Annotated in this window: 23 protein-coding genes; 9 read left to right on the top strand and 14 right to left on the bottom strand. The window is 69.7% G+C overall.

The window, feature by feature from the left end; translation table 11 throughout:
* Positions 1-6 precede the first annotated feature (6 nt).
* Positions 7-1,461 (bottom strand): CHASE3 domain-containing protein, encoded by a 1,455-nt coding sequence (locus FHT37_RS19155; protein ID WP_183483662.1) that lies wholly within the window; start codon positions 1,459-1,461, stop codon positions 7-9.
* Positions 1,462-1,508: 47 nt separating this feature from the next.
* On the opposite strand from FHT37_RS19155, the gene FHT37_RS19150 reads away from it, so the two are divergent.
* Complete coding sequence (locus tag FHT37_RS19150; RefSeq protein WP_091729829.1) at positions 1,509-2,141, top strand: response regulator transcription factor; 633 nt, start codon at positions 1,509-1,511, stop codon at positions 2,139-2,141.
* Here FHT37_RS19150 and FHT37_RS19145 read toward each other — a convergent pair.
* From FHT37_RS19145 to FHT37_RS19135, 3 genes are all read right to left on the bottom strand, one after another.
* Entirely contained in the window at positions 2,119-2,550 is a 432-nt protein-coding gene (locus FHT37_RS19145) for a response regulator transcription factor (protein WP_183483660.1), read from the bottom strand. The genes FHT37_RS19150 and FHT37_RS19145 overlap by 23 nt on opposite strands.
* A 178-nt stretch (positions 2,551-2,728) precedes the next feature.
* On the bottom strand, positions 2,729-3,046 hold the full coding sequence (locus tag FHT37_RS19140; RefSeq protein WP_091729824.1) for a BON domain-containing protein: 318 nt from the start codon (positions 3,044-3,046) through the stop codon (positions 2,729-2,731).
* A gap of 34 nt (positions 3,047-3,080) precedes the next feature.
* Positions 3,081-3,275 carry a hypothetical protein gene (locus FHT37_RS19135; protein ID WP_091729820.1) on the bottom strand — a complete coding sequence of 65 codons (195 nt, stop codon included), beginning with the start codon at positions 3,273-3,275 and terminating at the stop codon, positions 3,081-3,083.
* 245 nt (positions 3,276-3,520) lie between these two features.
* Between FHT37_RS19135 and FHT37_RS19130 the strand changes: the two genes are divergently transcribed.
* Together FHT37_RS19130 and FHT37_RS19125 are read left to right on the top strand one after the other, a co-directional pair.
* Entirely contained in the window at positions 3,521-3,805 is a 285-nt protein-coding gene (locus FHT37_RS19130; RefSeq protein ID WP_091729815.1) for a hypothetical protein, read from the top strand.
* Between the two features lie 90 nt (positions 3,806-3,895).
* On the top strand, positions 3,896-4,498 hold the full coding sequence (locus tag FHT37_RS19125) for a DUF2242 domain-containing protein (RefSeq protein WP_221211159.1): 603 nt from the start codon (positions 3,896-3,898) through the stop codon (positions 4,496-4,498).
* A 36-nt stretch (positions 4,499-4,534) separates the two neighbouring features.
* Here the strand turns inward: FHT37_RS19125 and FHT37_RS19120 are convergent, their stop codons facing one another.
* The gene (locus FHT37_RS19120) at positions 4,535-6,757 is read right to left on the bottom strand and encodes a M3 family metallopeptidase (protein WP_183483658.1); all 2,223 of its coding nucleotides are present in this window, start codon (positions 6,755-6,757) and stop codon (positions 4,535-4,537) included.
* Positions 6,758-6,985: 228 nt separating this feature from the next.
* Between FHT37_RS19120 and FHT37_RS19115 the strand changes: the two genes are divergently transcribed.
* The 3 genes from FHT37_RS19115 (at position 6,986) to FHT37_RS19105 (ending at position 9,307) form a co-directional block, all read left to right on the top strand.
* Positions 6,986-8,029 (top strand): Gfo/Idh/MocA family protein, encoded by a 1,044-nt coding sequence (locus tag FHT37_RS19115; RefSeq protein ID WP_183483657.1) that lies wholly within the window; start codon positions 6,986-6,988, stop codon positions 8,027-8,029.
* Positions 8,030-8,112: 83 nt separating this feature from the next.
* A complete protein-coding gene (locus FHT37_RS19110; protein ID WP_183483655.1) occupies positions 8,113-8,634 on the top strand; it encodes a GNAT family N-acetyltransferase in 522 nt (173 codons plus the stop codon).
* A 31-nt stretch (positions 8,635-8,665) separates the two neighbouring features.
* On the top strand, positions 8,666-9,307 hold the full coding sequence (locus tag FHT37_RS19105; RefSeq protein WP_183483653.1) for a glutathione S-transferase family protein: 642 nt from the start codon (positions 8,666-8,668) through the stop codon (positions 9,305-9,307).
* Positions 9,308-9,324: 17 nt separating this feature from the next.
* On the opposite strand, the gene FHT37_RS19100 is transcribed toward FHT37_RS19105, so the two are convergent.
* The 5 genes from FHT37_RS19100 to FHT37_RS19080 all read right to left on the bottom strand — a co-directional run bounded on the left by FHT37_RS19100 (position 9,325) and on the right by FHT37_RS19080 (position 14,400).
* Entirely contained in the window at positions 9,325-9,726 is a 402-nt protein-coding gene (locus tag FHT37_RS19100) for a hypothetical protein (protein WP_091729794.1), read from the bottom strand.
* 8 nt (positions 9,727-9,734) lie between these two features.
* Positions 9,735-10,448: a Bax inhibitor-1/YccA family protein gene (locus FHT37_RS19095; RefSeq protein WP_091729789.1), complete on the bottom strand. Its 714-nt coding sequence runs from the start codon at positions 10,446-10,448 to the stop codon at positions 9,735-9,737.
* Positions 10,449-10,556: 108 nt separating this feature from the next.
* Positions 10,557-11,495, bottom strand: coding sequence for a LysR family transcriptional regulator (locus tag FHT37_RS19090; protein ID WP_183483651.1), 939 nt, complete (start codon positions 11,493-11,495; stop codon positions 10,557-10,559).
* A 287-nt stretch (positions 11,496-11,782) separates the two neighbouring features.
* Positions 11,783-12,988 carry a PLP-dependent aspartate aminotransferase family protein gene (locus FHT37_RS19085; protein WP_183483649.1) on the bottom strand — a complete coding sequence of 402 codons (1,206 nt, stop codon included), beginning with the start codon at positions 12,986-12,988 and terminating at the stop codon, positions 11,783-11,785.
* Positions 12,985-14,400 carry a pyridoxal-phosphate dependent enzyme gene (locus FHT37_RS19080; RefSeq protein WP_091729777.1) on the bottom strand — a complete coding sequence of 472 codons (1,416 nt, stop codon included), beginning with the start codon at positions 14,398-14,400 and terminating at the stop codon, positions 12,985-12,987. The genes FHT37_RS19085 and FHT37_RS19080 overlap by 4 nt, the downstream gene beginning before the upstream one ends.
* 395 nt (positions 14,401-14,795) lie before the next feature.
* On the opposite strand from FHT37_RS19080, the gene FHT37_RS19075 reads away from it, so the two are divergent.
* Both FHT37_RS19075 and FHT37_RS19070 read left to right on the top strand, forming a co-directional pair.
* Complete coding sequence (locus tag FHT37_RS19075; RefSeq protein ID WP_091729773.1) at positions 14,796-14,999, top strand: hypothetical protein; 204 nt, start codon at positions 14,796-14,798, stop codon at positions 14,997-14,999.
* Complete coding sequence (locus FHT37_RS19070; protein WP_254783491.1) at positions 14,996-15,430, top strand: type II toxin-antitoxin system VapC family toxin; 435 nt, start codon at positions 14,996-14,998, stop codon at positions 15,428-15,430. The genes FHT37_RS19075 and FHT37_RS19070 overlap by 4 nt, the downstream gene beginning before the upstream one ends.
* Here FHT37_RS19070 and FHT37_RS19065 read toward each other — a convergent pair.
* The 4 genes from FHT37_RS19065 to FHT37_RS19050 all read right to left on the bottom strand — a co-directional run bounded on the left by FHT37_RS19065 (position 15,405) and on the right by FHT37_RS19050 (position 19,191).
* Entirely contained in the window at positions 15,405-16,295 is an 891-nt protein-coding gene (locus FHT37_RS19065; RefSeq protein ID WP_183483646.1) for an ABC transporter permease, read from the bottom strand. The genes FHT37_RS19070 and FHT37_RS19065 overlap by 26 nt on opposite strands.
* Positions 16,296-16,304: 9 nt before the next feature.
* Positions 16,305-17,201 (bottom strand): ABC transporter ATP-binding protein, encoded by an 897-nt coding sequence (locus tag FHT37_RS19060; protein WP_091729764.1) that lies wholly within the window; start codon positions 17,199-17,201, stop codon positions 16,305-16,307.
* 2 nt (positions 17,202-17,203) lie between these two features.
* The gene (locus FHT37_RS19055) at positions 17,204-18,187 is read right to left on the bottom strand and encodes an ABC transporter substrate-binding protein (RefSeq protein ID WP_222617131.1); all 984 of its coding nucleotides are present in this window, start codon (positions 18,185-18,187) and stop codon (positions 17,204-17,206) included.
* Between the two features lie 68 nt (positions 18,188-18,255).
* Positions 18,256-19,191, bottom strand: coding sequence for a TauD/TfdA family dioxygenase (locus FHT37_RS19050; RefSeq protein ID WP_183483644.1), 936 nt, complete (start codon positions 19,189-19,191; stop codon positions 18,256-18,258).
* 241 nt (positions 19,192-19,432) lie between these two features.
* Here FHT37_RS19050 and FHT37_RS19045 point away from each other — a divergent pair, with 241 nt between their 5' ends.
* A complete protein-coding gene (locus FHT37_RS19045; protein WP_091729754.1) occupies positions 19,433-20,245 on the top strand; it encodes a glycosyl transferase in 813 nt (270 codons plus the stop codon).
* Positions 20,246-20,263: the final 18 nt, after the last annotated feature.

Genomic DNA, 20,263 nt, shown 5'->3' with positions numbered 1-20,263 from the left:
GCCCGCCTACAGCCCGCCACCCGCGGGCGAGGCGCCACCTTCCCCGGGCATCCCCGCCATGCCAGGAATCGGAAAGTCGATGCGCGGGATCTCCGGCTCATCGCGTTTGAGCGGCAACCAGGCGCAGACCTCCGTGCCCTGCCCCGGCGCGCTGCGCAGGCGCAGCTGGCCGCGCTCGGCCTCGACGCGGAAACGCATGCCCAGCAGCCCGTGCGAGCCCAGCGTGAGCCGGTCCGGCTCGAAGCCCTGGCCGTTGTCGGAAACCACGACCATGGCCTGCGCGTATTCGCGCTTGAGCGTCACCTCGACCTCGGTGGCCCGGGCGTACTTGGCGGTGTTGGTCAGCGCCTCCTGCACCAGCCGGAAGGCCGTCAACTGCGCGCTGGGCGGCAGCTCGACCGCGGGATCCAGGCTCATGCGGATCGGCACGCCGAGCCGCTCGGAAGTCTCGCGGCACAGGATCTCGAGCGCCGGCACCAGGCCGAGCTGGTCCAGCGTCGACGGCCGCAGGTCCTCGATGATGCGGCGCTTGAGCGCGATGCCGCTGTTGAGCGTCTCCGTCAGGTGGTTGAGCCGCTGCATCAGGTCGGGCGCCCCGGCCTGCAGCTTGGGCCGCAGCCGCGCGACGTCGAGCTTGGCCGCGGTCAGCAACGCGCCGAGCTCATCATGCAGATCGCGGGCGAGGCGGGCGCGCTCGTCCTCGCGCGCGGTCTGCAGGTGGCGGGCCAGCTGGGTGAGCTCGGCGGTGCGGCGCGCCACCTCGACCTCCAGCCGGTCGCGTTCGGCGCGCACCTCCTGCGCCTGCTCGGCGCGCTGGTCGTCGAGCGCGCGGCTCTTGCGCACGAACAGCACGAACACGATCAGGCTCAGCAGCGTCATGCCGGCCACGCCGATGCGGCTGAGCATCAGCGTGTCGTAGACCTGGCCGGTGCCCAGCGCGATGCGGCGGTTCTCGTCGGCCAGCAGCTCGGCCGAGCGACGGCGGATCTGCTCCATCTGGTCGCGGCCGATGTCGGTCATCATGAGCTCCCGGCCAGCCGCCTCGCGCCCGCTCTCATAAAGCTTGAGCACCTCCTGCAGCTCGCTGAGCTTGGCACCGACGGCGCTGGCGATCTCCTTGCTGCGGCGCTCGGCATCCTCGGCGCCGACCTGCGCGTACATCCGCTGCAGCGCGCTGAGCCCCTGCGAGGCGTCTTCCGCGGCGAAGCGGTAGGGGTCCAGGTATTCCGGCCGGCGGGTGATCAGGTATCCCCGTTGCCCTGACTCCGCGTCGGTCACGCGGGCCATCAGCCGGAGCAGCTCCATCCTGGCCCGGCCCAGCGTGTCCAGGCGGTCCATCTGCGACACGGCGCCGAAATAGGCCAACTCGCTGATCAGGATCATCAACAGGGCCACGAACACGCCCAGCGGCATCGCCCAGGTCTTGCGACCCAGGTTCGTGACGGTGTCCTTCAGGCTCATCCTCTACACTCCCCGAGCGATTTCGCTCGCTTGACCATCGCCTCACCATGATCCGAATCGCCATCGTCGACGACCACGCGATTGTCCGCGCCGGGCTGCGGCAATTCCTCTCCGAACAGGTCGACCTGCGCGTCACCGGCGAAGCCAGCTCCGGCCGCGAGGCCCTGGACCTGGCCCGCGCCGGCGAAGTCGACGTGATGCTGATGGACCTCTCGCTGCCCGACCAGAGCGGCGTCGAGACCCTGGCCGCCATCAAGGCCCGCAAGCCCGAGCTGCCGGTGCTGATCCTCAGCGGCTTCCCCGAGACCCACTACGCGACCACGCTGCTGCGCCAGGGCGCCAGCGGCTACCTGAACAAGGAATGCGACCCCGAGGAGATCGCCACCGCGATCCGCACCGTGTTCCGCGGTCGCAAGTACATCACGCCGGCCGTGGCCGAACTGCTGGCCGAGGGCCTGGGCGCGCCGGCCGACCAGGCGCCGCACGAATCCCTGTCCGAGCGCGAACTGCAGGTCTTCCTGCGCCTGGCCCGCGGCGAGACCGTCGGCCACATCGCCGACGGCATGTCGCTGAGCGTGAAGACGGTCTCGACCTACCGCTCGCGCGTGCTGGAGAAGCTCGCGCTGAACACCAACAGCGAGCTGACGTATTACGCCCTCAAGAACGGGCTGATCGAGTAGCCGCATCGCGATGGGCCGCATCGGCCAGGCCGCCGCAGTAGGCGAGCAGGTCCTCGAGCTCGGCTGACTTGTCGAACACCTTGTCGGCGCCCAGCGCGAAGCAGCGCTGGCGCATGTCCGGCGTCGCGTAGTTGCTCAGCACCACGCGGCGCGCCTGCGGCATCCGCTCGCCGGCGGCGCGCAGCACGTTCAGCCCGGTGCCCTGGGCCAGGAAGATGTCGATGATCAGCAGGTCGCAGCCGGGATGGCTGTCCGACAGCCAGTCCAGCGCGCCGCGCTCGTCCTCCGCGTGACCGAGCACGCGCAGGTCCACCATCTCCTCGAGCGTCGCCACCAGGTTCTCCCGGATGACGGCGTTGTCCTCGACGAGGAAGCAGGTGAGGGCGGCGCTGGCGGGCTGGGACTCCATGGCGGGACTCGTGTACTTCTCGGAACCACAAGCGGGTGCGCGCGAACGGACGGTGTGCCTCCGCATCCCGTCCGTTCGCGCACAACGCCCGGGGCGGTCGGTCAAGCCGCCACCGGGCGCGTGTCGGTCGCGCGTCAGCGCGTCAGGCTGGGCCTCCGCGGCCCGATCGGTCACCCGATCAGTTGCGGATGGCGATCTCGTTCTTGACGCGCTTCACGCCCTTGACTTCGCGCGCCAGGCGCTCGGCATCGGCCTTCTCGGTGGCGCTCTTGGCGAAGCCCGACAGCATCACCTCGCCCTGCAGCGTCTCGACGTGGATGGAGCTGGCGTCCACGGTCTTGGCCTCGACGAACTTGGACTTCACCGCGGTGGTGACGGCGGCATCGTCGACGTACTCGCCGACCGAGGATTGGCCGCGGGTGACGGCGCAGCCCGGCAGCATCGTGATGGCGCCCACAGCGGTGGCCAGGGCGAGAACGGTGGCTCGAATCATCATGTTGATCTCCTTGGATTGATGACAGGGCTCGGACTCACGCGGCGTGGCGGTCTGTCGACACGACGGCAGGGGCCGGCTCGGCGAACGTCGCGGGGGCGTGGTCCATCAGGTAGGGCAGGGCCGCTTCCAGTCCCAGGACCGGTTCGTGGTCGCCGACGGCGGTCCACTGGACCTGGCAGGCGATCTCATGAACATGCAGGGCGAGGGAATGGTGGTCGGCGATACCCATCTGTCGGCTCCTTGTGCACCCCGCGGTGCGCTGGAATTGACTCTACGTATGCCGAACAGCCGGCCCTGTCGTCCGCATCCGCGATGTTTTGTAGGACAAGCGGAGATCGCCGGCGAATGGCGCACGCGCGGTTCGGATCGAAGGCGGCGAGGGCGATCACCGCCTGCGGGATGAGGCAATGTCCTACAGGGCGTCGCGGGCGACCCCGACACCCACGGGCATGCGCCCTGCCTACGATCGCGGCCATGGAAACGCTGGAAATTGTGAATGCCGAACTGCTGTTGTCGACCCCGCTGACGGTGGTCGTGCGGGCGCGGCTGGACTTCATTGAAGCCGACGGCCACGAGACGCAACGCGAACTGGCCCTGGTCATCCCGCGCAGCCGCTGCGACGGCGACCGCCCGCTATGGCCGGCGCTGATGTCCGCGGCCAGCGAGCACTGGCACCGCTGCCCCGGCAGCGCGCGCCGCCTGCAGGTCTGCATCGACGGCGAATGGGAGACGCTGCTGACCTCGCAGCTGGCCCACTGAGCCCGCGGCCGCACAGCGGTGCGGTGACGACGGGGCGTCGTCAGCCCGGACACGGATAATCCGCCGCTGGCCGATCACGGCCTGACGACGATGATCCGACGCCTCACTTCCGATTCCCTTCGCCCCTGGGCCATGGCGGCCCTGGCGGCCGCGCTGCTGGCCGGCTGCGGCGCCTTCGCGCCGGGCAGCGCCGCGCGCAAGAACTCCGTCTACCAGAACGAGCGCTTCGCGGCGGACGAGACCTTCTCGCGCCTGTTCGACGCCAGCGTCAACGACACCTGCGAGGCCGCGCGGCGCGCGCTGCTGAGCCAGGGCTACGTGATCAACACCGCGACGCCGGACTCGATCGCCGGCACGAAGCGCTTCCAGCCCGAGGGCGAGGTGCACGTGGAGATCAGCTTCACCATCGTCTGCGTGCCCGAGGGCGGCAGCGGCAAGCTGGCCACCGCCTACGTGTCCGCGCTGCAGGACCGCTACAACGTCAAGCGCAGCGCCAATTCCACCAGCCTCGGGGTGAGCGCGATCGGTTCAATCTCGGTGCCGCTGTCGTCGACCTCGGAATCGCTGGTCAAGGTCGCGTCCGAGACCATCCCGGCCGGACAGTTCTACGACCGCTTCTTCGCGCTGATGCAGCGGCTGATCACGCAGCAGGGGGTCGAGGACACGAAGGACCTCGACAAGACCGGCGGCTGAGGACGGGCGCCCGCTCGCGGCGGGCGACGCCTGCGATCAGGGCTGCGCCGCCTGCTGCGGCGACCCGGCGGTGCGGGTCTTCTCGATCACCAGCCCGCGGCGCTCGAGCAGCGGCTGGATCTGCGGCTCGTGGCCGACGACACCGCGGAACAGCGTCAGCGCGTCCTGGCTGCCGCCCTGCGACAGCAGCTTGGCGCGGAAGGTGTCGCCCAGCTCGCGCTTGAGGCCGCCATTGGCCTTGAACCACTGCACCGTGTTGGCGTCCAGCACCTCCGACCACACGTAGGCGTAATAGCCCGCCGCGTAGCCGCCCATGATGTGGCTGAAGTAGGGCGTGCGGTAGCGCGGCGGCACCGCGTCGTAGTCGTAGCCCTCCTCGCGCAGCGCCTGGGCCTCGAAGGCCATCACGCCGTCGGCCGCCGGGATCCGGTCCAGCGGGAGCTGGTGCCAGCGCTGGTCCAGGCTCGCGGCGCTCAGGTACTCGGTCGAGGCGAAACCCTGGTTGAACTGCTTGGCCGCCAGCACCTTGTCCAGCAACGCGCGCGGCATCGGCTCGCCGGTCTTGTAGTGCTTCGCGTAGTTCGCCAGCACGCTCGGCCAGTCCGCCCACATCTCGTTGACCTGCGACGGGTACTCGACGAAGTCGCGCGGCACCTTGGTGCCGGCCATGCTCGGGTACTTCACGTTGGAGAACATGCCGTGCAGCGCATGCCCGAACTCGTGGAACAGCGTCGTCACCTCGTCCCAGGTCAGCAGCGTGGGCTTGCCGTCGGCCGGCTTCGGGATGTTGAGGTGATTCGCCACCACCGGCTTCTGGTTCATCAGCCCGCTCTGGTCGACGTAGGCATTCATCCACGCGCCACCGCGCTTGGAGGGCCGCGCGTACAGGTCGGCCAGGAAGATCGCCAGCTGCGAGCCGTCCGCGTTGAAGACGTCGTAGACCAGCACGTCGGGGTGGTAGACCGGCAGGTCGCGGCGTTCCTTGAACTTGAGGCCGTAGAGCTGCCCCGCCGCGTAGAACACGCCGTTCTCCAGCACGTTCCTCATCTCGAGGTAGGGCTTGAGCTGCGACTCGTCGAAGCCGTACTTCTCGGCCCGCAGCTTCTCGCTGTAGAAGCTCCAGTCCCAGGCGGCCAGCTTGAACGAGGGCTGATGACGCGCGGCCTGCTCGCGATCGATCACGGCCTGCAGTTCGGCGCCCTCGCGCCGGGCCGCGCCGACCGCCGACGGCGCCAGCTGGCGCAGCATGCCGTTGACGGCTTGCTGGGTCTTGGCCGTCTCATCCTTGAGCACGAAGTCGGCATGCGTGGCGAAGCCCAGCAGCCGCGCCCGCTCGGCCCGCAGCGTGACCACGCGTGAGACCAGCGCGGTGTTGTCGAAGGCATTGCCGCGCGAGCCGCGTGCCACCGAGGCCTCGTACACCCGCTGGCGCAGCGCGCGGTTCTCCAGCTGCGCCAGCACCGGCTGGCCGGTCGTGTTCAGCAGCGCGATCAGGTACTTGCCGTCCAGGCCGCGGGCCTTCGCAGCCGCCGCGGCGGCGGAGATCTGCTCCTCGTCCAGGCCCTTGAGCTCCTCCAGGCTGTCGACGACGACCGCCGAGTCGTTCACTTCCGCCAGGACGTTCTGGTTGAAGCGCGCCCCCAGCTGCGCCAGCTCGGCGTTGATCGCCTTCATGCGGGCCTTGCCGTCCTCGTCCAGCTTCGCGCCGGCGCGCAGGAACTGCTGGTACTGGCGTTCGATCAGGCGCTGCTCCTGCGCGCCCAGGCCCAGCGCGGCGCGGCGCAGATACAGCGCCTCGATGCGGGCGAAGAGCCTGGGATTGAGCTGGATCGCGTCGCGGTGCGCGGCCAGGCGGGTGGCGTAGTCGGCCTGCAGCTTCAGCCGCGCGGGGTTGGCGTCGGCGCCGGTGAGGCTCATCAGCAGCGTGGTCGCGCGGCCCAGCGTGCGGCCGCCGCGTTCGAGCGCCACGATGGTGTTGTCGAAGGTCGGCGCGGCCGGGTTGTCGGCGATCGCGGCCACCTCGGCCAGTTGCTCCGCCATGCCCTGGTCGAGCGCGGGGCCGATGTCGGCGTCGGGAATGCGGTCGAACGGCGGGTACTGCAGCGGCAGCGGACTCGGCGCCAGCAGCAGGTTGGCGGACGGCGCGCCGGTGGCGGCCGACGCCACGGCGGAGGCCGGGGCCGCGGCGGGCGTGACGGTCTGCGCCAGGACGGGCGCGGCGAGGGCCACGGTGGCGGCCAGGACGAAGGGAATCCTCATGGGAGACGGCCTGCGTGGGTCACAGGCATTCGTGTTGTGCGAGGCCGCCACCTTAGCCGATGACCCCGCCGGGAACGAAGGGCATGGGCGTCGTCCGCCCCCGTGGCGAACCCTGCCCCGGGACAACCCTGAGGCCTTCCGCGGCAAGACGTCACGACGGCGTTGGCGATTAGCATGTCGGCTCCCCTTGCCGCACATCGCGGGACCGGCCCGCTTCCCCACCGACCCATGTCCGACTCCACCTTCCAGTGGGCCGTGATCGGCCCGGGCGCGATCGCCCATCGCTTCGCCGATGCCGTCGCGCGCCTCGACGGCTGCCGCCTGCACGCGGTCTGCGGCCGCGATGCCCATCGCGCGCAGCAGTTCGCCGACCGCTGGTCCGCAGCGGGAGAGCCCGCCGTGCTTGCCCACACCGATCCGGCGGTGCTGCTGGCCGATCCGGCCATCGACGGCGTCTACGTGGCCACGCCCCATGGCCAGCACTACGAGCCCGTCCTGGCCGCGCTGCGCGCCGGCAAGGCGGTGCTGTGCGAGAAGTCGCTGGTGCCCAATCAGGAGATGGGCCGCCGCCTGGTCGAGGCCGCGCGGACGCACCGGAGCTTCCTGATGGAAGCCGTCTGGACGCGTTTCCTGCCGGCCTACCAGGAGCTCGCGGCCTGGCTGCGCGACGGCCGTCTCGGCGCGCTGCACGGGCTGCAATCGAGCTTCTGCTTCCCCGCGCCCTACGACCCCGACAGCCGCATCTTCAGCCCGGCGCTGGCCGGGGGCGCGCTGCTGGACGTCGGCATCTACAACCTGACCGCCACGCGCTGGGTGCTGCAGCACGCACTCGGCGAGGTGCCGCCGCTGGTCGACCTGCAGGTGCGGGCCAAGCTCGCGCCGACCGGCGTGGACGCGCGGCTGGCGGTGGCGCTGGACTTCGGCGATGGGCTGGTGTCGCAGTTCCATTGCGCGGTGGACACCTTCGCGCCCAACACGATGCAGGTGCTGGGCGCGGCTGGCGCCATCGTGCTGCCGGAGACCTTCTGGGAAGCGACGCGTCTGCAGTGGCTGCCGGCGCGCGGCACGGTCGAGACGATCGAGCGCCCCTTCGAGATCAACGGCTTCGAGAACGAGATCCGCGAGGCGATGCGCTGCGCCCGCGCCGGTGAGATCGAAAGCCCGGTGGTCCCGCATGCGGAGACGCTGGCGGTGCTCGGGTGGATGGATCGCATCCGCGCGCTGGCCGGCGTTCGCTATCCCTTCGACGACGACTTCCCGCCGCCGCGCTGACGCGGCCGGGAGAAGACCACAGGAACAGCCAGCAGCGAGGCCTCATGGAGACACGACCCGGCGCCTTTTCCGACTCGATCCCCGTGCCGCTTCCCGACAGCCCGGCGCTGCGGATCGAGCGCGCGGCGCCCGACGACCTGCCGCGCATCGAGAACCTGATGCAGTTCTACAACTACGACCTCAGCGAGTGGACGCCGGTGGCGTTCGCGCCCGAGGGGCGCTACCAGCTGCGGCCCAAGGCGCCGTACTGGGCGCAGCCGGACGTGCATCCGTTCCTGATCTGGGTCGGCGACGAACTGGCCGGCTTCGCGGTGGTCGACCGCGACTGCGAGGACAGCCAGTCCGACCACAACATGGGCTACTTCTTCCTCGCGCGGGGCTACCGCGGCCACGGCTTGGCGGCGCGCGCGGCCGGCGAGGTGCTGGCGCGCTTCCCGGGCCGCTGGGAGGTCTACCACCTGATGGCCAACACCCCCGCCGCGCAGTTCTGGCCCGGCGTCATCCGCGGCCGCGCCGCCGGCGAGATCGATCGCGAGGTCCGCACCCTCCACGGCGACGAGTGCTGCCTCTACCGCTTCACCGTGGCGCTGCCCGCCGGCGCCTGAGCCCACCACGTCCCCTCACGAAAGTTCCGCCATGCAGCTCATCGGCATGCTCGACTCCCCCTACGTCCGCCGCGCCGCGATCGCGATGCAGCTGCTGGGCCTGCGCTTCGAGCACCGCTCGCTGTCGGTGTTCCGCACCTTCGACGAATTCAGCCGCATCAACCCGGTCGTCAAGGCGCCGACCTTCGTCTGCGACGACGGCACGGTGCTGATGGATTCGACGCTGATCCTGCAGTACGCGCAGTCGCTGTCGCCGGGACGGGCGCTGCTGCCGCCCAGCGATCCGGCGCTCAAGCGCGCACTGCGGCTGATCGGCCTGGCGCTGGCGGCCACCGACAAGAGCGTGCAGGCGGTGTACGAGCAGCAGCTGCGCCCGGACGACAAGCAGCATGCGCCCTGGCTCGAGCGGGTGGGCGCCCAGCTGCGCGCCGCGCTGCTGGAGCTCGAGGCGGAGATGGGCAAGGCGCCGCTCTCGGCCGAGCGCGACGCGATCGGCCTGGCGGGCATCACGATCGGGGTGATGTGGGAATTCGTCCGGCAGATGACGCCGGAGCTGCTGCCGCCGGCGGAGCGGCTGCAGACGCTGATCGCCTATGCGACCGAGGTCGAGCAGCTGCCCGAGTTCCGCGCCGCGCCTCATGGCGACGGCCTCGTCCAGCCCTGCGGGGGCTGAACGAGGCCGGGGACGCGTCAGCGTGTCGCCGCTGCTGTGCCGCCGCCGGTGCGCGGCAGGCTCTTGATCAGGTGATTGAGCAGCAGCGCGATCACGATCAGCGCCGTCAGCCCGAAGGCCCAGGTGACCCACACCACCGGCACCAGCCAGCCGATCGCCGTCCCGGCCATCGGGGCGCCGGTGCCCGCCATCTCCATCAGCCAGCGCACAAAGGACTGGAGCATCTCGAGCAGCCCGGTGTCGAGGAAGGGCTCGGCCCAGGCCGGGAACTTGAACTCGACCGCGGCCTTGCCCAGCTCGGTGGCGCGGCCGGTGGAGAGCGCCTCCACCGTCCAGCGCACCAGGCCGGCCGCCGCCCAGGCCAGTCCGCTCCAGACCAGCGCGAACACGCCGGTCAAGGACCACAGCAAGGTCTTCATCGTCGCCGTCAGTCGTCGCTGGAGCCGGCGAAGCCGAAGATGCTCAGCAGGCTGGTGAACAGGTTGAACAGCGAGACGAACAGGCTGACGGTGGCCATCACGTAGTTCCGCTCGCCGCCGTTCACGATCATGCTGGTGTGGAACAGGATCATGCCCACCGACAGCAGCGCCACGACGCCCGAGACCACCATCGCCAGCATCGGCAGCTGGAAGAACAGGTTGGCCAGCGACGCCAGGATCGCGATGATCATGCCGGCGAACAGGAAGCCGCCCATGAAGCTGAAGTCCTTCTTGGTCGCCAGCACATAGGCCGACAGCACCAGGAAGGTCGCGCCGGTGGTGCCCAGCGCCAGGGCGATCGTGTTGGCGCCGCCGGGCAGGTTCAGGATGGCGCTCAGCAGCGGGCCCAGGGTGTAGCCCATGAAGCCGGTCAGCGCGAAGACCAGCGGCACCGACGCGGCGGAATGCTGCGTCTTGTGGATCGCGAACAGCAGGCCGAAGTAGCCGATGAGCGTCAGGATCATGCCCGGGGCGGGCAGCTTGAACGCCACCGCGGCCGCCGCCACCGCGCCGCTGAACAGCAGCGTCATCGACAGCAGCGCATAGGTGTTGCGCAGCACGCGCGCCACATCGGCGCGCTGGGTGAAGACCGAATCGCCGCCGCTGGCGGTGGCGGGCGTCCAGGCCGAGGGGGACGCCGGATGTCGTTGGTAGTCGCTCATGACTGGTTCTCCTGGATCCGAGTGAGCCGTTGGACGGAACGCGCGCTCTCGCGCGCACGAGGTGCGGACCTTAACGTCGTATTCACTTCGTATAAACCTGCTTCAATCTCATTCTTCTGAAGCAATTTCCGATTCGCTGTCCATCACCGGTTCCTGCATGCCGCGACGCTGCAGCAGCTTGGCCACCAGCGGATGGTTCTGGCCGCGACGCGAGTAGATCCCGTGGACGTCCTCGACGACCTCGGTCTGGCCCAGCAGGTGCAGGCCGGCCATCATCGACAGGTCGTCCGCGCCGAGTCGGCTGACCGGGAAGACGCCCAGGCCGCGCGCGGCGAAGACGCTCATCAGCGCGCTGTCCTCGAACTCGCCGACGATCTGCGGCCGGATGTGGTGCTGCTCGAACCAGCGCTCCAGGCCCGCGCGCAGCGAGGCATGGCGCGTCGGCAGCAGCACCGGCAGCGTCTCCAGCACGTGAGGGAAGCCCTTGTTCGGCGCGCGACGGGCGCGCTCGACCAGTTCCGCGGGGCCGTACCAGTCGACCGAGGTGCTGGCCAGCAGCTGGCTGGTGATGCGCAGCGTGGGATTCACCGGCGCGGGCTGGTCGGTCAGCACCAGGTCCAGGTGGTGCAGGGCCAGCTCGCCGATCAGCTGGTCGACCTCGCCCTCATGGCAGACGAGGCGCAGGTTCGGCGTGTCCAGGACCGGCGCCAGCAGGGCATGGGCGGCCAGCTTGGACAGGCCGTCGGACAAGCCCACCGACAGGCGCTGCACGCGCTGCGTGGCGGCCTCGTGAACCTCGTGCGGCACCATCTGGCCGATCTGGAAGATCTCCTCGGCGCGGGCGAAGGCGGCTTGACCAGCCTCGGTCAGCACCAGGCCGCGGCCTTCGGGCTTGAGCAGTTGATGGCCCAGCGAGCGCTCGAGCTCCCGCACCTGCGCGCTGATCGTCTGCACCGCCATGCCGAGGCGGTCCGCCGCCCGGGCGAAGCCGCCCTCCTTGGCGACGACCCAGAAGTAGTGCAGATGGCGGTAGTTGAGGGCAGACATGAGAGGGCCTCCGAGAAAAACGAAGCCGGATCATAAATAACTTCGCTTAAACGGAAGTTAAGAAAGACTTGTCGAAGGTTTTTCCGACGAGCCAACAAATCCGGTGCGCGTGGATTCGCCACTTGGCGGTGCAACGCTTCGCGCGTTTGACGCGCACATCTTCACGCATTCTTCACGTCGCACTTCGATTCTTGTGCGGCCAGCGGTTCGGAAAAGCAGAACGCGCCGGCGGCCTCCCGGCCCCGGCGCGTTCGTCCGCCGCGGAATTCCCGCGGCGCGCCCCTCGGTCAGACGGCGTCCAGGCCCGCCTTCAGGTCGTCGCGCAGGTCCTCGAGGTCCTCGATGCCGGCGGAGATCCGCACCAGCGAATCGGTGATGCCCAGCCGCGCCCGCGTCTCCACCGGGATCGACGCGTGCGTCATCAGCGCGGGCAGCGAGATCAGGCTCTCGACGCCGCCCAGGCTCTCGGCCAGCGAGAAGATCCGCACCCGCTCCAGGAAGCGGCGCGCGCCGGCCAGGTCGGTATCGAGCTGGACGCTGATCATCCCGCCACCGCCGCGCATCTGGCGCTGGGCGAGCGCCTGCTGCGGATGGCTTTCCAGGCCCGGATAGTGGACACGGCGCACCTTGGGCTGGCCTTCCAGCCAGCGGGCGAGCTCCAGCGCGCTCTCGTTGTGGCGCGCCATGCGCAGCGCCAGCGTCTTGAGCCCGCGCAGCGCGAGGAAGCTGTCGAAGGGGCCGGCGACCGAGCCCACCGCGTTGTGCAGGAACTCGAGCTGCTCGCGCAGCGCCGCCTGGCGCTGCTCGCCCCCGACCACGACCACGCCGGAGATCACGTCGCTGTGCCCGTTGAGGTACTTCGTCGCCGAATGCATCACCGCGTCGAAGCCCAGTTCCAGGGGACGCTGCGCCCAGGGGCTGGCGAAGGTGTTGTCGGCGATGGCCAGCGCGCCGTGCTCGCGCGCGATCTTCGCGACGGCGGCCAGGTCGGTCAGCTTCAGCAGCGGGTTGCTGGGCGTCTCGATCCAGATCATCTTCGTCTCGGGCCGCAGCGCGGCGCGGACGTTCTCAGGATCGCTGCTGTCGACGTAGCTCACCTGCAGGCCGGCGCTGCGCTTGCGCACGCGCTCGAACAGCCGGTAGCTGCCGCCGTAGAGGTCGTCGCCCGCGACGATGTGCGAGCCCGCGTCCAGCGTGTCCAGCACCGTCGCCATCGCGGCCAGGCCGGACGAGAAGGCGTAGCCCTGCACGCCGCCCTCCAGGCTGGCGATCGCGCGCTCATAGGCCTGGCGGGTCGGGTTGTGGGTCCGGCCGTATTCGTAGCCCTGATGGACGCCGGGGCTCTGCTGGCGGTAGGTCGAGGTCGCGTAGATCGGCGGCATCACCGCGCCGGTCAGCGGGTCGGGGCGTTGGCCGCCATGGATCGCGCGGGTGTCGAAGCGCAGGTCGGCGTCGGCCGGATGGTCGTTGTCTTTCTCGGGGGAATGGCTCATGACAAGCCCTTTCGCAGGTGGTTCAACAGGTCGAAGCGGGTGACGAGGCCGTGGAAGCCGCGATCGTCGGCGATCACGGCCACCAGGCCCTTGCGCAGCTGCGCGATCAGGTCGGACAGCGGCGCGCCCGGCGGCAGCGTCTGCACATCATGGCTCATCGCGCTGTCGACGCTGTCCTTGAAGTGGCGCGCGTCCATGTGCATCTGCGCGAGCAGGTCGGACTCGTCCAGCAGGCCCACCAGCTTCCCGTCCTTGAGCACCGGCAGCTGCGAGACCTCGGCCTGGCGCATGCGCGAGAAGGCGGTGGCCAGCGTGTCCTCGGGGCTGACGCTGATGACGGCGCCGTCTTCCGGCCGCCGCGCTATCAGGTCGCGCAGGTCGCCCTTGCTCTCGCGTTTGAGCAGGCCCTGGTCGAACATCCACGGGTCGTTGTAGACCTTGGAGAGATAGCGGGTGCCCGTGTCGCAGACCAGCGTCACCACGCGCTTGGGCGTGGTCTGCGCGCGGCAGTACTTCAGCGCCGCGGCCAGCAGCGTGCCGGTGGACGAGCCCGCCAGGATGCCCTCGGCGCGGTACAGGTCGCGCGCGGTGGCGAAGCTCTCCTCGTCGGTGATCGCGTAGGCGTGGCGCACGCCGCTCAGGTCCGCGATCGGCGGCACGAAGTCCTCGCCGATGCCCTCGACGGCCCAGGAGCCGGCCTCGCCGAAGCTGCCGGTCTCGATGAAGTCCTTGAGGATGGAGCCGGCCGGATCGGCCAGCACCACGTCCAGGCCCGGCCGGACCTTGGCGAAGAAGCGCGACAGGCCGGTGATCGTGCCGCCGGAGCCGACGCCGCAGACCAGCGCGTCGATCCGGTGGCCGACCTGCTGCCAGATCTCCGGACCGGTGGTGGTCTCGTGCGCGAGCGGGTTGTTGGGGTTGTTGAACTGGTCGGCGTACCAGGCGCCGGGGAGGTCCCGGACCAGGCGCGCGGCGCGGTCCTGGTAGTAGTCGGGGTGGCCCTTGCCGACGTCGGAGCGGGTGATGTGCACCTCGGCGCCGAGCGCCTTGAGCTGCAGCACCTTCTCGGCCGACATCTTGTCCGGCACAACCAGCACGACCCGGTAGCCCTTCGCCCGCGCGACCAGCGCGAGCCCGAGCCCGGTATTGCCGGCCGTGGCCTCGACGACGGTGCCGCCGGGCGGGAGCAGGCCGTCGCGTTCGGCCGCCTCGATCATCGACAGGCCGATGCGGTCCTTGATCGAGCCGCCGGGGTTCTGCGATTCCAGCTTCAGGAAGAGCTGGCAGGGGCCGGTGTCGAGCCGGTTCACCGGCACCAGCGGCGTGTTGCCGATCAGGTCCAGCACGGCGGGGCGGTCGGGCCGCTCGATCGCTGGCGACGCGGTGGGGGAAGAGGTCTCCTTGGCACTCATGGGCGCTCCTTGTGATCCTGGTGGGATGGTCGGGCGACGCGTCCGGCGGGGTGGTACCGGACGCGGGCAAACCGCGCAGCCTATCCGCCGGGAGCGGGTCGCTCCAAGCGCGGTTGTCGCCGCAGCTTATCCGCTTCGCTTCGTTCCCGGCGTGGCGCCGCGTCCCTACCCTTCATCCATGTCGTCCAGCATGAGGAAGTCCAAGACCCAGCCATGAACTGACCCTTGTCATCCGATGCGAGCAGCGCCCCGGCTTCGGCCGGGGCGTTTGTTTTTGGGGGCGGCACCACTGGTGTCGGTGGGCCGGTCCGGCAGCGGCATAGGAACAGGCCACTGACGGCGGGGGCGAGGCGGGGCAAGCTCATGCCCTTCTTCAACGCACCCCGGGGACAGTCATGATCAACGAAGCGCTTTGCCAACGCGCGCTCGAAGTCGCGGACCAGCCCATGAGTCGCGAGCAGCTCATCAACACGGCATTGCGCTGGTTCATTGCTCGCCAAGCGCAACTTCGCCTGGCCACGATGGGTGGCATAGCCCCCCACCTGCCCGACATTCCGCGTCGTCGGCAGGATCCGGAGGACGAGAGGGACCTGCAATGATGAAGGTCGTCGTGGACACCTCGGTCTGGATCGACCACTTCCGCCGCGCCAATCCATCGCTCCTGGCACTCCTCGAACTGGACGTCGTGCTCGCGCATCCGATGATCCTCGGGGAGCTTCGTTGCGGCACCTTGCCGGAGCCGCGGACGACCGCGCTCTCGACGCTGGAAGACCTGGAGCTGAGCGCGCCGGTCGACGTGGACGAGGTGATCGGCCTGATCGAAGGACAGCGGATCTTCGGCAAGGGTTGCGGGCTGGTCGACATCGCATTGCTGATGTCAACGCTCAAGACGCCTGGCGCGTGCCTTTGGGCCACAGACAGGCGACTCGCGGCGCTCGCGAGGCGTTTGGGCATCGCTCACGCCGAGACGCCGGCCAGACCGCATGCGCCCCTCGACAAGGCCTTCAGCGCTGCATGCCCCACCGCCTGACCGTCACGCGTTCGATCGTGCTGAACACCAGCCGCTCGACCAGCCATCCGATCAGGATCACCAACGCGAGTCCCGCGAAGACGCGATCGGTCATCAGCTCATTGCGGTTCTGGAAGATGTACCAGCCCAGGCCGCCCTGGCCCGAGGAGGCGCCGAAGAACAGCTCCGCGGCGATCAGCGTCCGCCACGCGAAAGCCCAGCCCACGCGCAACCCCGACAGGATGGCGGGCAGCGCCGCGGGCAGCAGGATCTGCGCGACATAGCGCGGCCCCCTGAGGCCATAGTTGCGGCCCGCCATGCGCAGGGTCTCGGGCACCGCCGCGAACCCCGCCGAAGCCGCCAGCGCCAGCGGCCACAGCACCGCATGGACCAGCACGAAGATCAGGCTCCCCGAGCCCAGTCCGAACCACAGCAGCGCCAGCGGCAGCAGCGCGATCGCGGGCAGCGGATTGAACATCGCCGTCAGGCTGGACAGCAGGTCGCGGCCCCAGCGCGACGAGGTGGCCAGCGCCGTCAAGCCCAGCGCGAGCGCCACGCCCAGCGCATAACCCTGCAGCAGCAGCCTCAGCGAGATGAACGCCCGCTGCAGCAACTCCCCGCTGGCGAGCCCCTCCCAGAGGGCGCTCGCGGCCGCGGTGAAGGTCGGCAACAGCAGGTCGTTGCCGGCGGCGCGCGCGGCGATCTCCCACAACGCGGCCAGCAGCGCCAGCAGCGCAGCCTGGCGCCAGGCGCTCGAGTCCAGCGCGCGCCGCCACAGCGGCACGGGCGTCGCCTCGACCGGCGGGGCGTCGGTCAGCGCGAATTCGCGCTCGGCGCGCGCGGCAGGGTCCAGCAGCCGAGATGTCGGCAACGCGGTCACGGTCATCGCGTCTCCTCAAGTCAGGGCCGCGGCCCGTTCAGCAGCCACCGGCTCGCTGATCGCATCGACCGCCGCCGGGTCGCCGAACAGCAGTCGTTCGATGCGATTGGCCTGCGCGGCCCGCTGCGCCGGCGTCAGCCCTTGCGCATTCAACTCCGCCCGCACGCGTCCCGGATGCGGCGACAACACCAGCACCCGGTGCCCGACGATCAAGGCCTCCTCGATCGAATGGGTCACGAAGAGCAAGGTGAAGCGCTCCTGCTCCCACAGCGCCAGCAGCTCGTCCTGCATGCGACGTCGCGTCAGCGCATCCAGCGCGGCGAAGGGCTCGTCCATCAACAGCACGCGCGGCTTCATCGCCAGCGCGCGGGCGATCGCGACGCGCTGCTTCATGCCGCCGGACAGCTGATGCGGATAGGCCGACGCGAAGTCCGCCAGGCCCACGCGGGCGAGCCAGTCCCCCGCCTGCTCCAGCGCCACCTTGCGCGGCGACGACCCCGAGGCGATCAGCGGGAACGCGACGTTCTCCAGCACCGTCTTCCACGGCGGCAGTTGGTCGAATTCCTGGAACACCGCGATGCGGTCCGGCCCGGGTCCGTCGATCGGTCGGCCGTCGACGAGGATCCGGCCCTCGGCGGGCGCGATGAAGCCGCCGACCGCCTTCAGGAGCGAGGACTTCCCGCAGCCCGACGCGCCAAGCAGCACGAAGCGCTCCGACGGCATCACGTCGAAGCCGACGCGATGGGTCGCGCGGATCGGGCCGCGCTCGCCGCGGTATTCGAGGCTGACGCCTTCCACCCTCAACCGCGCCTGCTGCGCCAGCGGCACGCCCGCCGCCTGGCCGCCGGCCTCGCACACCTCGCAGCCAGGCCGGGTGTCGATCGCGTCAAGCCGTTCCAGCACCGCGCTCATGCTCAGCTCCCCGCCGCGTTGTGCGGATCGTCGAAGAAGTAATCCTGCGCGGAGGCCGGCTTGTTCTTGATCGCGCCGATCCGATGCATGAAGGACGCCAGCGCGAAGGTGTTCTGCGGCGTGATCTTGAACTGCACCTCCGGGTTCTTGATCACCTTCAGCAGCAGGTCCTTGGGCACCTTGGAGTTCTCGTTGCGGATGTAGATGTCGGCCGCGCGCTCGGGGTGCTTCGCGATGAAGTCCGCCGCCTCGGCCAGCGCGCCGACGAAGGCCTTGTAGGTCTTCGGGTTGTCGCGCCGGAACTTCTCCGTCGTGTACAGCACCGTGGCCGACGCCGGCCCGCCCAGCACCTCGTAGCTGCTGAGCACCACATGCACGTTGGGATTGCCCGCCAGGCCCTGTTCCTGGAACGGCGGATTGCCGAAGTGGGCGTTGATCTCGGTGCCGCCCTTGATCAGCGCCGCGGTCGCTTCCGGATGCGGCAAGGCGACCTGCAGGCGGTCCAGCCGGTTGAACTGTGCATCGCCCCAGCGCCTGGCCGAGGCCAGCTGCAGGATGCGCGACTGCACCGACACGCCCACCGCCGGCAGCGCGATGCGGTCCTTGTCGCTGAAGTCGTCGATGCTCTTGACGGCGGGATTGCTGCTGGTCAGGTAGTACGGGAAGTTGCCCAGCGAGGCGATGCCGCGCACGTTCTGCCGCCCCTGCGTCTTGTCCCACAGCGTCAGCAGCGGGCCGACGCCCGCGCCGGCGATGTCGATGCTGCCGGATAGCAGCGCCTCGTTGATCGCCGGTCCGCCGGACAGCTGCACGCGCTCGACCTGGATGTCGACGCCGGCGGCCTTGCCGTGCTTCTCGATCAGCTGCTGATCCTGGGCGACGTTGAGCAGCAGGTAGACGATGCCGAACTGCTCGGCGATGCGGAGCTTGCCTTCCGCCTGCGAGGCGGTGCCGGCCAGCGCGAGCGCCAGTCCGAGGGCGGCCATCAGGGGTTTCTTGAAGAAAGAGGTCATGGCAGGGAGGTGGAGGCGGGTGAAGCACGCGAAGGGGTGGGTCATCCCACCGGAACGTCGCCCTCGATGGTGGTGCGGTGGAGGTGGCGGCGCAGGGAATCCGGACAGCCCGCGGCCAGGTGCAGCAGCGAGCGGTTGTCCCAGAACACCAGGTCGTGCGCCTGCCAGCGGTGGCGGTAGACGATGCTCTCCCGGCTGCTGTGCTGGAAGAGCTGCGCCAGCAGGTCGCGGCTTTCGTCCTCGGGCAGGTCCAGGATGCGCGTCGTGAAGTGCTCGCTGACGAAGAGCGCGCGTCGGCCGGTCTCCGGGTGAATGCGCACGACCGGCTGCGACACCGGCTTGACCTCGGCGATCTGCGCCGGCGTCAGCTTCGGGCGCCAGGGATTGCGCGCCCGCAGTTCCTCGTACTTCGCCAGGTAGCTGTGCTCCGCGCGCTTGCCGGCGATCGCGGTCTTCAGCGCCAGCGGCAGGCCGTCATAGGCGAGATGCTGGTTCGCGAACAGCGTGTCGCCGCCCTCCGCGGGCAGTTCCTGCGCATGCAGCAGCGAACCCAGGCTGGGGCGCTCCTTGTAGGAGAGGTCGGAATGCCAGTACTGGCCGGCGTCGCCCAGCCCGACCGGCTGGCCCTGCGCATCGCGGAGGTTGGACACCTGCAGGATCTCCGGATGGCCCGGCAGTTGGAAGTTGCGCAGCACATGAATCTGCAAGGGCCCCCAGCGCCGGCTGAAGGCGATGTGCTGCGCGGGCGTGATGCGCTGGTCGCGGAAGACCAGGACGTGGTGGTCCAGGTGCGCGCGGTGCAGTCGCGCGAAGTCGGCGTCGTTCAGCGGCCGCGCCAGGTCGAGCCCCAGCACCTCGGCGCCAAGCGGCGCGTCGAAGGCCTGGACCTGGAAGGCCTGCGAGGGCGCGTCGGCGTCTTCCACGAACGCGGCGGGCCGCAGGGGCGGGACGGTCAGGGGCGGGGCGAGGGCTGTCATGGGCGCCGACTCTAGGCAGCGCGCTTCCTCGCCGGAACGAAGGTCCTGGCATGTCCAACTGCGCCCATCGCATATCGAAGCCAGTCCGGCGGCGGGTGCGTCAGTCGCCCGGCGGGGCGCCCGATGTCCCGCGTCATCGAGGCGGAAAGCCCCGTTTGCAATCCAGTTACAGGCAGCTGCGTATAGTGTCGTCCTTCCCTATCTGGGTGAGACCACAACCAAAATGAGCCATCGCTCCCCCATGAAACAAGTCATCTGCGTCAAGTGGGGCACCGCTTACGGCCCGGAATACGTCAACCGCCTCTACGGCATGCTGCGCCGGCATGTGACCGGCGATTTCCGCCTGGTCTGCCTGACCGACAACGCCGAGGGCCTGCGCCCGGAGGTGGACGCCTACCCGCTGGAGGAACTCGGCTGCGAATGGCCGAAGAAGTCCCTGGGCAAGTGGCGCAAGCTGGTGATGTGGAGCGCCGACCTGGGCCAGAAGACCGGCCTGTCCGGCCCGGTGCTGTTCATCGACCTGGATTCGGTGATCGTCGACAACATCGACGGCTACTTCACCCACGGCCATCCCGACGACGTGGTGCTGGCCCGCAACTGGGCCAAGCCGATGCAGCGCCTGGGGCAGACCTCGGTGTTCCGCTTCCCGGTCGGCAAGTACCCGCACATCATCGAGAAATTCCGCGCCGACCCCCAGGCCGTGGCCGACAAGCATGGCTTCGAGCAGCACTGGGTGACCGCCTCGGTGCCCGGCGGCATCAAGTTCTGGCCGCACCTGTGGACGCGCCATTTCCGCCTGCACTGCCTGCCGGCCTTCCCGCTGCGCTACTTCAAGCCGGCCAAGCTGCCGGCCGGCGCGCGCATCGTGACCTTCCCGGGCGGCCCGAACCCGGCCGACGTGATGCTGGGCCGCTGGAACACCCAGGACCCGCCGCACGAGAAGCCGTGGGACCACTTCCGCGCCGCCTTCGCTGGCGGCGTCAAGCACCGCTGGCGCCATCTGCGCAGCTACGTGCTGCCCACCCCCTGGCTCACCCAGCATTGGGTGGAGTGACCTCCACCGGGGGTGTGC

Source organism: Mitsuaria sp. BK037, from assembly GCF_014193045.1.
GTDB lineage: Bacteria > Pseudomonadota > Gammaproteobacteria > Burkholderiales > Burkholderiaceae_C > Roseateles.
The sequence above is the reverse complement of the archived record's forward strand: the minus strand, read 5'-3'. Positions and strand labels throughout refer to the sequence as shown.